The organism is Kitasatospora purpeofusca, from assembly GCF_000718025.1.
GTDB classification, from domain to species: Bacteria; Actinomycetota; Actinomycetes; order Streptomycetales; family Streptomycetaceae; genus Kitasatospora; species Kitasatospora purpeofusca.
The window spans coordinates 1-11,519 of sequence record NZ_JODS01000024.1 but is presented as its reverse complement, the minus strand read 5'-3'; the positions used below and the strand labels follow the sequence as shown (position 1 = coordinate 11,519).

At 77.1% G+C, this 11,519-nt stretch carries 8 protein-coding genes and 1 pseudogene; 6 read left to right on the top strand and 3 right to left on the bottom strand.

What is annotated here, in order from left to right; all coding sequences use genetic code 11:
- Positions 1-109 precede the first annotated feature (109 nt).
- Together IF01_RS0128620 and IF01_RS0128615 are read right to left on the bottom strand one after the other, a co-directional pair.
- A complete protein-coding gene (locus IF01_RS0128620) occupies positions 110-586 on the bottom strand; it encodes a pyridoxamine 5'-phosphate oxidase family protein (RefSeq protein ID WP_030396460.1) in 477 nt (158 codons plus the stop codon).
- Between the two features lie 62 nt (positions 587-648).
- The gene (locus IF01_RS0128615) at positions 649-1,464 is read right to left on the bottom strand and encodes a sigma 54 modulation/S30EA ribosomal C-terminal domain-containing protein (protein ID WP_051756422.1); all 816 of its coding nucleotides are present in this window, start codon (positions 1,462-1,464) and stop codon (positions 649-651) included.
- 294 nt (positions 1,465-1,758) lie between these two features.
- On the opposite strand from IF01_RS0128615, the gene IF01_RS0128610 reads away from it, so the two are divergent.
- From IF01_RS0128610 to IF01_RS0128595, 4 genes are all read left to right on the top strand, one after another.
- Positions 1,759-2,403, top strand: coding sequence for a class I SAM-dependent methyltransferase (locus IF01_RS0128610; protein WP_030396458.1), 645 nt, complete (start codon positions 1,759-1,761; stop codon positions 2,401-2,403).
- 592 nt (positions 2,404-2,995) lie between these two features.
- Complete coding sequence (locus IF01_RS0128605; protein ID WP_051756419.1) at positions 2,996-6,148, top strand: type 2 lanthipeptide synthetase LanM family protein; 3,153 nt, start codon at positions 2,996-2,998, stop codon at positions 6,146-6,148.
- A 112-nt stretch (positions 6,149-6,260) separates the two neighbouring features.
- A complete protein-coding gene (locus tag IF01_RS0128600) occupies positions 6,261-6,452 on the top strand; it encodes a hypothetical protein (RefSeq protein WP_030396456.1) in 192 nt (63 codons plus the stop codon).
- Positions 6,453-6,745: 293 nt separating this feature from the next.
- Positions 6,746-9,823: a helix-turn-helix transcriptional regulator gene (locus IF01_RS0128595; protein WP_030396455.1), complete on the top strand. Its 3,078-nt coding sequence runs from the start codon at positions 6,746-6,748 to the stop codon at positions 9,821-9,823.
- 47 nt (positions 9,824-9,870) lie between these two features.
- Here IF01_RS0128595 and IF01_RS0128590 read toward each other — a convergent pair whose 3' ends face one another.
- Positions 9,871-10,263: a hypothetical protein gene (locus IF01_RS0128590; RefSeq protein ID WP_030396454.1), complete on the bottom strand. Its 393-nt coding sequence runs from the start codon at positions 10,261-10,263 to the stop codon at positions 9,871-9,873.
- A 216-nt stretch (positions 10,264-10,479) separates the two neighbouring features.
- Between IF01_RS0128590 and IF01_RS0128585 the strand changes: the two genes are divergently transcribed.
- Together IF01_RS0128585 and IF01_RS51600 are read left to right on the top strand one after the other, a co-directional pair.
- Positions 10,480-11,235, top strand: a complete 756-nt coding sequence (locus tag IF01_RS0128585) for a dienelactone hydrolase family protein (RefSeq protein WP_030396453.1) — start codon at positions 10,480-10,482, stop codon at positions 11,233-11,235.
- A gap of 97 nt (positions 11,236-11,332) precedes the next feature.
- Positions 11,333-11,519: pseudogene (locus tag IF01_RS51600) on the top strand (hypothetical protein); the annotation flags it as partial.

The window sequence follows — 11,519 nt, the reverse complement described above, 5'->3', positions numbered from 1 at the left end:
CCGGGGAGGACGGGAACGCCGAACGGCCGGTGCGGTCGGGAGAGTTCACTCTCCCGACCGCACCGGCCGCACCCGCCGCACTGGCCGCACTCGCCGCACCGGAACCGGCTCAGGACGCCGCGGCGGTCCCCGCGGCGAGCCGGTAGCCGGCCACCAGGTCGGGCTGGATGGCCACCATGTGGTCCATCGAACCGTTCACCCAGGGACTCAACAGCGCCCGGTAGCGCGCGAGTCGGGCGGGATCGGTGACCGGCCGGGCGAAGCCGGTGACCACCACGCTCCAGCCCAGCCTGGTCACCGGGTCGATCGCGTCCGCCTCGTAGGCGACCACCACACCGATGTCCTCGTCCCCCAGGGCGGCCGCGGTGAGCGCGGCACCCTCGTGGGTGCGGATCACCACGGTGTCGTCGACCAGGAGGTGGTTGACCGGACGGATCGCGGGCAGCGCCCGCACGGTGAAGACGATCCGGCCGAACGGCGCGCCGCCCAGCAGCCGCAGCGCCTCGGCCCGGTCCAGCGGCACCAGTTCGCGCGGCGGCGCCTCGACCGGCGGCCGGGGTCGCGGCGCCGGGCCCGGCCGGTGCAGGGACGGCGGCGGGCCCGCCGAGCGGCGCAGCGCCCGCAGCCGGCGGCGGACGGACTCGTCGCTCACGAGGCGGCCGCGATCAGGCCGAGGCCGCCGTCGAAGCGCCGGTAGAGCACCCGGCCGCGCCCCGAACCGGGCTGGGCGAAGAACAGATGGGGCAGTTCGGCGGCGGTGAGCCGTTCGACGGCCTGTTCCTCGCTCAACTCCGGTGCACCGCAGGGGCTGAGGGTCAGCGGAACGGCCGTCCGGGTGGGCGGACCGGCGGCCACGGTACGGGCCAGCCGGTAGCCGGTCGGGCCGACCCGGTAGACGACCGCGTCGGTCTCGGTGGCCGGATCGGTGAACAGGTGGATGTCGTAGTCCATCGCGTCCATGGTGCGGGCCGCCGCGTCCGGGGAGCACCAGACCAGTTGCGGCCGCTTGCGTCGGACGATGCGCCGGGGCCCGGGCGGGCAGGGGACTTCGAGGCGCGCGACGGACCTGACGGGCACCAAGGGTTCGGCGGCCGCCGACAGCCCCCGGGCGCGCGTCCGGCGCGGCCACGGCCGGGGTGTCCACCCGGCGGTGACGGCGGTCATCCGGCTGCGCAGCCCGTCCGCGAGCCGGTCCAGCGCCTCGCCCAGGTCGGCCGCGGCCTCCTGGACGCGGATCCGCCGACCGTCCACCTCAGCGTTCACCTGGGCCAGCACCCCCGGCGGGCCCGGGACCCCGGGCACGCCGCCCGGGGAGCCCGCCGCGCCGAGTGTCCCGATCCGGATCCGCAACGCCTCCACCAGGGCGTCCGCCCCGCTCACCACGGCGGCGATCCGGGTTCTCGCGTCGGCGGCGAAGCCCCGCGAAATCCCCTCGCACACCCGCACCGTGACCAACTCGCCCACCTCAGGCCTCTTCCCGTTCCGCCGCGCTGTCGTCCTGCCCGCGCCGACCCGCCCCCGGCGGGCCCCGCACACCGGCGCGGCGCTCACGATCCCTGGCCGCCGGAGGAGCGGGAAGGGCCGAACGGCCCCATCGGCCCGCGCCCACCGGCCCCGCCGCCCGGCCGGGAGTCCCGCCCGCCGCCCGGCCCGCCGTGCCGCGCACCGCGCCCGGAGCCGCGCCTCGTACCGCGCCGAACACCTGCCCCACACACCCCCGGCGCACCACCGTCACCCGGCGCGTGCCATCATCGGGCCATGTCGGCACCTGACGACCAGTCCGCGTACTGGAACTCCATCGGGACCACCAAGACCTTCGGCCACCCGCTCGACCCCGGCTGGGCGGCCCGGCTCGACCCGGACGCCGCCCTGCTCGACTACGGCTGCGGTTACGGCCGGCTCGCGGGCGACCTGCTCGGCCTGGGTTTCCGTGACATCGAGGGTGTGGACGTCTCCCCCGAGCTGATCGCCCGGGCCCGCGCCGAACAGCCCGCCGCCCGCTTCACCGTGCTGACCGACCCGCCCCGGCTCGACCGGCCGGACGGCGGCTACGACGCGGCGTTCCTGTTCGCCGTGCTCACCTGCGTGCCCGACGACGACGCCCAGCGCGCCCTCATCGCCGAGCTGCACCGGGTCCTGCGGCCGGGCGGCCTGCTGCACATCAGCGACTACCTGCTCCAGCCGGACGAGCGGAACCAGGAGCGCTACCGGCGCTTCGAGGCGCGCTACGGCCGGTTCGGTGTGTTCGAGACCGGCGACGGGGCGGTCTGCCGCCACCACACCCGGGACTGGCTGGACGGGCTGTTCACCGGGTTCGACCCGGTGGACGCGCGGGAACTCCCGGTACACACCATGAACGGCCGCCCCGCCACGGCCACCCAGCTCCTCCTGGCCCGCCGCTAGTGGACGCCGGCCCGCGACCCGGCCATCCGGAACGCCCCCGTCCATCGGCGGGGGTCCGGCGGATCGTGCGGGCCGAGCGGCAGAAAGATGGGGGCACGTCCCCCATGCCCCGGCAACCGCCCCAACGACAGGATCAGCAACGAGGGCAGCGCCTTCGACGGCAGCGCGGCTCTCTCCCGGCATCGGAGGTGCGGTGGTGGCTGAGGTGAACGCCGTGCGCAGCACGCGCCCCGACGGGGGCGCCGGACCGGTTCAGGGCCCGGTCGCACCGGCGGTTCCCTCGGCCATACCGTTCCCGCACACTCCGATGCCCGGCGACTTCCCCGCACCACCGGCACCACCCGCCGTTTCCGCCGCATCCGCCCCGACGGCGGAGACGGCGGCGCCCGACCCGAACCGGTCCGACCCGAACCAGCACCGCCCGAACCGTCCCGACCCGAACCAGCCCCACCCCTCCCAGACTCCCCGTTCCCACCACGCTCGTCTCCGGTCCCCCCGTGCCGGCGGCCCGCCGTGGTGGGAACGGGGACTGACCCCGGGTCGGCCCGCGCCCGCCACCCGTCCGGACTGGGCCGCGTTCACCGAGGCCGCGGTGGCCGCCGCGCCCGTCCGCCCGGTGGTGCCGCGCGCCGCCTACCCGGGCCTGAGCGGCTTCGCGCTCGTCCTCCAGCCCTTCGCCGACCGGGCGCAGGTCCGGCTGCTGACCGCGCTCACCCCCGCCGTGCGGGCGGCCGACCAGCAGGGCCGGATCGACCTCACCGCGCTGCGCGCCGAGTTCACGGCGCGGCTCACCGAACGGCTGGCCCGGATCGCCGCCCGCACCCTCGTCCTGGAGCTCAGCACGGCCCGGACGGCCGGGCGGCTGGCCGGGGGCACCCCGCAGGAGCGGTTCCGCTCCTTCCTCGCGCTCACCGCCCGCCGCGAGGGCCTGGCCGCGCTGCTGCGCGACTACCCCGTCCTGGCCCGGCTGCTCGCCCGCGCCTGCCTGGACGCCGCCGACGCCCACGCCGAACTGCTGGACCGCTTCGCCGCCGACCGGGCACTGCTGGTCGCCGGGCTGCTGCGCGGCCGCGACCCGGGCACCCTGCTGGCCGTCACCGCCGACGCCGGCGACCGCCACCGGCGCGGGCGGGCCGTCGCCGTGCTGCACTTCGCCAACGGCACCGCCGTCGTCCACCGCCCCCGGCCGCCCGCCGCGCACCGGCACTTCAACACCCTGCTCGGCTGGTACGGCGCGCAGCCGGGAGTGCCCCGGCTGCGCGCGCTCGGCCTGCTCGACCGGGGCAGCCACGGCTGGACCGAGTTCGCCGAGGCCCGCCCCTGCCTGACCCGCTACGACGTCGAGCGGTTCTACCGGCGGCAGGGCGCGCTGCTCGCGCTGCTGCACGTCCTGGACGGCACCGACACCCACTTCGAGAACCTGGTCGCCTGCGGGGACCACCCGGTCCTGGTGGACGTCGAGACGCTGTTCCATCCGCCGGCGGGCGAGCCCCGCCCCGCCCCCGACGCCGACACCGGTGCTGGCTCCGGCACCGGTGCTGGCTCCGGCACCGGTGCTGGAGCTGGCACCGGCTCCGGCTCCGGCTCCGGCATGCCCGAGGAGGACCCGGCGGCCCGCGCGCTCGCCGAGTCCGTCCACCGCGTCGGCCTGCTGCCCCAGTTGCTGATCGGCGACGACGGCGCCGCGGACGTCTCCGGCATCGGCGGCGGCGGCACCGGACGGCGGCTCTCCCCGGTCGACGGCGTGGACTGGGCCGGCGCCGGCACCGACGAGATGCGGCTGGTGCGGCGCCCGCGCCCGTTCGGCGCCGCGCACAACCGGCCGCGGCTCGGCGGCGCCCAGGTCGAGCCCGCCGAGCACACCGAGGCGCTGGTGGCCGGCTTCCGCGCCGGGTACGCGGCGCTCGCCGCCGGCCGCGACGACCTCACCGGCCCGCGCGGACTGCTGCGCACCTTCGCGGACGCCGAGGTCCGGGTGGTCCCCCGGGCCACCCGGGTCTACGCCCGGCTGCTGGACGAGTCCACCCACCCCGACGTGCTGCGCGAGGCGGGCGCCCGGCAGGCCGTGCTCGACCTGCTGCGCACCGACGCGGTCGACGACCCCGGCCGTCCCGGGCTGGCCGAGCACGAGATCGCCGACCTGTGGACCGGCGACGTGCCGCTGTTCACCACCCGGCCCGGCACCCGCGACCTGTGGACCTCCGGCGGCCGGCGGCTGCCCGGGGAGCTGGCCGAACCGGGGCTGGCCCGGGTCGAGGCCAAGCTCGCCGCGCTCGGCGCGGTCGACCGCAAGGACCAGGAGTGGATCGTGCGCGCCGCGATGGCCGGCGCCGCCGACACCCCCGCGCACCGGCCCGGGCGTCCGGTGCCGGAGAACGTCTGGGCCACCGCGCCCGAGCCCGAACGGCTGCTGGCCGCCGCCCGGGGGCTCGGCGACCAGCTCGTCGCCGCCGCCTACCAGGGGCGTTCCCGCACCAACTGGCTCGGGCTGGAACTGCTCGCCGACCGCCACTGGCGGGTCCGGCCGCTCGGCGCGGACCTCGCCGGCGGGTACACCGGCACCGCGCTGTTCCTCGCCCAGCTCGCCGCGCTCACCGGGACCGACCGCTACGCCGAGGTCGCCCGCCGGGCCCTCGCGCCCGTCCCCGGACTGCTCGACGCCCTCGGCTCCCACCCCGGCCACCCGGCCGCCGTCGGCTCCGGCGCCTTCGCCGGCCTGGGAGGCATCAGCTACGCACTCGCCGAACTCGCCCGGCTCCTGGACGACCCGGCGCTCGCCGGGTGGGCCGGCGCGGCGGTGGCGCTCACGGTGGCCGCGGCCGAGGACGAGGCCGACCCGGGCGTGCACAGCGGCACCGCCGGCGGGCTCGCGGCCCTGCTCGCGGTGCACGGCGGGGCCGTCCACGCCGGGGCGGTCCGTACCGGGGCCGAGGGTGCCGACGGAGCCGAGGCCGCCGAGGCCACCCGCGCCGAGGTCCGGGCCGCCGCCGACGCGCGGGCCGCCACCGCCCGCTGCGCCGAGCGGCTCGCCGCCCACCCCCTCCCCGCCACCGCCGGCTTCGCCCACGGGTCGGCCGGCGTCGGCTGGGCGCTGCTGCGCTACGCCGAGGCCACCGCCGAGCCCCCCGAGGGCCCGCACCACCGAGCCGGCCTGGCCGCCCTGCGCACGGCCACCGCCGTCCGCTCCCGCGAGGGCTCCTGGTGCCGGGGCCGTCCCGGGATCGCGCTCGCCGTCCTCGACAGCCCGCTCGCGCTCGCCGACCGGGAACTCGCCGACTGGGCCCAGCGGGCCGTCCGGAACACCGCCCGTGCCACCCCGCTCGGCGACCACAGCCTGTGCCACGGCGAGCTGGGCGTCCTGGAACTGCTCGGCCGGTACGGGCCCGCGGCCGGCCGCACCCCGTGGGTCCGGCGGGCCGGCGCCCTGCTGGCCGCCGTCGACCAGGACGGCGCGCGGTCCGGCACGCCCGACCACGTCCCGCACCCCGGACTGCTCACCGGTCTGGCCGGGATCGGCCACGGACTGCTCCGCCTCGGCTTCCCCGACCAGGTACCGTCGGCCCTGCTGCTGCGCCCCCGCGCCCCGGCGGCAGGCGGACCGGGCCCCGCGACCGGTCCCGCCCCGGCGACCCACCGGACGGCGCGGCCCTTCGACACCGCCCTCCCCGACCCCCCGGCCGTCCCGGCCACCGCCGCTTCCCTCCGCGTCGTCGGCGAACCGCGCAGCCCGGTCGCGCTCCGCTGACCGCACCGGCGGGCCCCCGGGCCGCCCGGCCACCCCCGACCGAACCGGCGCCGCCCGCACGACGTCCTCCTTCCCGCACCATCCATCACCACCACGAACGGAGCTCCCCACCATGCACAGCCACGACGAGCGGCTCACCCTGCCGCAAACCGCCGTCCGCCCCGGCGAGACGGCCGACCACCCGGCCGGCGAGATCCGCCTGCGCTCGGGCGGCGGCCTGGGCCTGCGTTCCCACCTGCTCGCCGGAACGGGCGGGGCGATCCCACCGATCATCGAGTTCCCGACCATGACCACCCCTTTCTGATGCCCCGTCCCCTTCTGATCCCCCGCCGGCTCTTCTGATCCGTTCGGGAACAGCCCGACCCTGAGCACCACCCCCGGCCGCAACCGGCCGGACCGTCCGCCGCCGAGGACCGGGCAGCCCCTCGGCGGCGGACCCCGCCCCACCCCGCGCGCACCCCGGCCCGCCGGCGATCCGCGGACCCTGTTCACCGATTGTGGTCGTACGGCAACCACCCGGTGCTGACACGGTGTCTGCTTCGTGATCGATTCAACGCACTTCAGAACGGAATCCCGGTCAAGTAGCCTGCGCCCATGGTGCGCACCACGTCGTCGATCACCGTCGGCCGCGCCGCGGAGCTCGCGATGCTCGGCGGCGCGCTGGCCGCTGCCCGGCAACGGGCCGGCGGAGCGGTCTTCCTGCTCGGCGAGGCCGGCATCGGCAAGTCCCGGCTGGCCGGGGAATGCGCCTACCACGCGTACGGACTGGGCCTGCCGGTGCTGCGCGGGCGGGGCAGTTCGACTGGCACGGTGACGCCGTTCCGCCCGTTGATCGAGGCGCTGTCCTCACGGTTCCGGGCCGCCGGTCCCCCCGCCGACCCCGAACTCGCCCCCTACCGCCCCGCGCTCGCCCGGCTCGTCCCCGAGTGGCGGGACGCCGCACCGGCGGCCGGCGCGGGTGCCTACCCCGAGACGGTGGTCGAACTCGCCGAGGCGCTGCTCCGGCTGCTCGCGGTGCTCGGCCGCGACCAGGGCTGCGTCCTGCTGCTGGAGGACCTCCACGACACCGACGCCGAGACCGTCGCCGTCCTGGAGTACCTGGTCGACAACCTGGCGGGCCTGCCGGTCCTGCTGCTCGCGACCCTGCGGGCCGAACCGGGCCCGGCGCTGGAACTGGTACGGGCCGCCGAGCGCCGCCGCGCCGCGACCGTCGCCGAACTCCCTCCGCTGCCGCCCGCCGAGGTGGCCGCGCTGGCCGCCGCCATCCTGGAGGACGCGACCGGCGAACTCCCGCCGCCGCTGGTCGAGCACCTCGTCGAACGCGGCGACGGCTGCCCGTACCTGGTCGAGGAACTCCTCTCCGACCTGCTGGACCGGGGCGCGCTGCGGCGCGCCGAGGACGGCCGCTGGCAGCTGGCCGACGGCTCCCGGCCCGGCGTGCCGAGCACCATCGTCCGCAGCTGGGGCCACCGGATCGACCAACTCGACCCCCAGGTGCGGGAACTGCTGCTGACGGCGGCCACCCTCGGCAGCCGGTTCTCGGTGACCACCGTCCAGCTGATCACCGGCTACGACGACCGGACCCTGTTCAGCCACCTCCGCTCGGCCTCCGAGGCCAATGTGATCGTGCCGGACGGCTCCGCACCCGACCGCTACGCCTTCCGGCACGCGCTGACCGCCGACGCCGTGACGGCGGCCCTCGCCCCCGCCGAACGGGCCGCGCTGGCCCGCCGGGCGGCCCGCGCCATCGTCCGCGCCGACCCGGAACTCGCCGACGAGCGCCGCCAGTTGGTCGCCTCCCTGCTCCTGTTGAGCGGCGACCGGGCGGGCGCGGCCGTGCACTTCGCGGAAGCCGGCCGACGGGTGCTGGAGGCCGGGGCGGCCGGCTCCGCCGTGGTCCTGCTGGAACGCGCGCACGAACTCGCCGCCGACGCCGAACGGGCCGACGTCACCGAGCGGCTGCTCCCGGCGCTGGCCGAATCCGGGCAGCTGGACCGGGCGTTCGAGCTGGTCCGCACCCTGCCTCCGGTCCCGCAGTGCGCAACCGGCGCGCCCGGCTCCGGTTCCGGTTCCGGCTCCGGCGAGGGGCGGGGGTCGCTCCCCACCCCTGCCGTCGAGCGCCGGATCGAGCTGCACACCCGGCTCGCCTGGGCCGCCGTGATGGCCGAGCGCGGCCCCGACGCGGTGGCCCAGGTGGCCACCGCACGGACGCTCACCGCGGGTCGGCCGCGCCCCGAGCAGGACGCCGCGCTGGCCGTGGTCGAGGGCCACCTCGCCCTGCTGCCGGACCACACCCCGACCCCGGCCGACGGCGGCGACGGCGGCGACCTTGGCGACGGCGACCGCGAGGCCGCCGCCCCCACCGCCCCCACCGCGCCGACCGCGGCCCGCCTCGCCGAGGCCGAACGACGCGCCCGCCGCGCCGCCGAAGTGGCCGAACGCGCCGGCCTCCCGGTGGTCGCCTGCCAGGCCTGGCAGCTGCTCGCCCTGCTCTCCCGCGAACAGGGCTTCGACGCCGCCGACGCCTGCCTGGAACGCATGCTGGCCGTCGCCGAGGCCAACGCCCTCCCCGTCTGGCGGGTCGAGGCCATGCTCCGGCTCGGCGCCAACGCCTTCATGCGCACCGGCGACGGCACCCGGCTCGAACGCGCCCGGGAGGCCGCCGCCGGACTCGGCGCGATCGTCCTCACCCAGACCCTCGACGGACTGCTCGCGATGAACGCGGTGATGCGCGGCGAGTGGCACACCGCCCGCACCATCGTCGACCGCTGCCTCGACGCCACCGCCCGGCTGCACAACCTCGCCGCCCACCGCTACCTGCTGCTCTCCTCCGCCACCCTCGCCGCGCACCTCGGCCGCACCCGCGAGATGGAGCGCGAACTCGCCCGGTTCCGGCAGGCCGGCGGCGAGGAGTCCTTCCTGACCCCGCTGCGCTACGGGCTGTGCCGGGCGGTCGGCGCCCTGCTGGCCGAGGACCGCCCCGGCGCCCGCGCCGAACTCGCCGCCGGACTGGCCTGGGAGGAGGAGCACCCCAGCGTGTTCTACCTGGCGGGCCGACACGGCCTGCACCCGCTGCTGGAGGTGGTCGAGGGCCGCTGGGACCGCGCCGCGCTCGACCGGGCCGCCGCCGTACCCGCCGCCGAACTCGCCTGGAACCGCCAGTTCCTGCGGTTCGCGGACGCCGTGCTGCTGGGCCGCGAGGGCCACCCCGCCGAGGCCGCCCGCGCGATCGCCGAGACGGCCCCCGGCGCCGCGTCCTTCCCGCTCGCCCACCACCTCGCACTGCGGCTCGCCGCCGAGGCCGCCCTCACCGACGGCTGGGGCGACCCGGTGGCCTGGCTGCGCACCGCCGAGGAGTACTTCCACCAGTTGGAGGTCCAGCCGGTGGCCGCCGCCTGCCGCACCCTGCTGCGCCGGGCCGGCGCCAGCGTCGCCCAGCACCGCGGCGGCCGCGACGCCGTCCCGGCCGGACTGCGCACCTGCGGGGTGACGGTCCGCGAGTACGAGGTGCTCGTCCTGCTCGCCGACCGCCCGGGCAACCAGGAACTGGCCCGCAAGCTCTCCATCTCACCGCGCACGGTGGAGAAGCACCTGGCCAGCCTCCTCGCCAAGACCGGCCACCCGGACCGCGCCGCCCTCTGCACCCTCGCCACCGAACTCCGCACCGGCCCCTGACCGGGACCGGGACCGGGCACCGGTGGCCCGGAGGCCGACCGGAACCTCTACGGCCGCCCCCGGCCGAAGAGACGCTTGAGGCCCGAGGGCGCCTCCGGGAGGCGCTCGCCCTCGACCTCCTCCTGCACGGCGATCAACTCGCCGACGCTCACCCGGAAGCGGGTCTCGTCGTACCTGCGCGTCAGTCGGACCAGCAGGGTGCCGTCCGGCATGCGGTAGACCTGGCGACCCGGCCGGGCCCCGGGGTACAGGAACCGGCCGACGCTGTCGGGGACGTGGCTGTCCGCGAGCGACCGCGCGGCCGCCTCGGCCGCCTCCCGGGTGCCCTCACCCTCCGTGGTCCGCGCCAGGTGCCAGCGGTACAGGTCGTAACCGTGCCCGTCGATGCTCGCGTAGTTCTTCGTCTCCTCTTCGAGGACGACGTACCAGGGTCCCGTCATGTCAGGAGGCTACTGGCACCGAAGCGTTGCCGTCACTGGCCCTGCGAGCCTGACGGCCTGGTGTGGGAGCTCCGGCCACGGCCATCGGCGAACGGCCGTGACCAGCACTTTCACAACAGGCGAGCCCGGCCCCGCTGCTCCGGAGGGACACCGCGCGATTCCGCCGGCGGCGGAACGCCGGCCGAATCGGGCCAGACGATCACTAGGGTCGCTTCCATGACGACGATCACGACGCATACGGTCGAGTACCCGGCCGACGGTCTGACGATGACCGGGCACCTCGCGCTCCCGGCCGGTACCGGACGCCGGCCCGCGGTGCTGGTCGGACCGGAGGGCATGGGGCTCAGCGACGTCGAGCGCCGCCGGGCCGACGCCCTCGCCGAACTGGGATACGTGGCCCTGGCCTTCGACCTCCACGGCGGGCGCTACCTGGGCGACCCCGAGGAGATGCTGGCCCGCTGCCTGCCGCTGCTCGCCGATCCCGACCGGATGCGGGACATCGGCCGCGCGGCGCTCCGGGTGCTGCGCGCCGAACCGCGGACCGACCCCGAGCGGATCGCCGCCGTCGGCTACGGCACCGGGGGCGCCGTCGCACTGGAACTCGGACGCGACGGCGCCGACCTGCGCGCGATCGGAACGGTCAACGCACTGACCACCGGCCGGCCGGGCGAGGCGGCGCACATCCACTGCCCGGTGTGGGCCGGCGTCGGGTCGGAGGACCCGATCATGCCGCCCGCGCAACGCGACGCGTTCACCGCCGAGATGCAGGCCGCGGGCGTCGACTGGCGCCTCACGGTCTACGGCGGCGCCCTGCACGCCTTCCACCACCCCACGGTCGACCACCCCACCGTCCCCGGCGTCGGCCACCACCCGCGCCACGCGCAACGGGCCTGGCGCGACGTCGTCGACCTGCTCGCCGAGTGCCTGCCCGTGACGGAGGCGCCCGAACGGGGTTCTGCTGTGCGGACTTGAGGGGAGGGGGCGGCCAGTGTCCGATGCTGACCGGGCATGCGGCCCTGAAGCTTGGTCCGGAAGGTCCGGGACTGGGCATTTCTCCGGTACGGGTGGGGTGCTCCGGGCTGAGCCGGTCTGGGTGGAGACGTTCACGGGGCTGCGGATGCGGCAGTTCGAGGGCCTGGTGCGGGTGCCGCCACCGGCCACGTGCCGGCCGGCAGCAGCACCCGCCTCAGGCCGTGCGGATCCGGTCGCGAACCTCCGGCCCCGCCCCGAACCCGGCCGCCCTGTAGGTGGCGACG

Bases quoted from the DNA above. Each gene is read 5' to 3' on its own strand.
- IF01_RS0128610 (WP_030396458.1), top strand. From the start codon at position 1,759: ATGTCGGCACCTGACGACCAGTCCGCGTACTGGAACTCCATCGGGACC.
- IF01_RS0128590 (WP_030396454.1), bottom strand. From the start codon at position 10,263: ATGACGGGACCCTGGTACGTCGTCCTCGAAGAGGAGACGAAGAACTAC.
- IF01_RS0128585 (WP_030396453.1), top strand. From the start codon at position 10,480: ATGACGACGATCACGACGCATACGGTCGAGTACCCGGCCGACGGTCTG.
- IF01_RS0128600 (WP_030396456.1), top strand. From the start codon at position 6,261: ATGCACAGCCACGACGAGCGGCTCACCCTGCCGCAAACCGCCGTCCGC.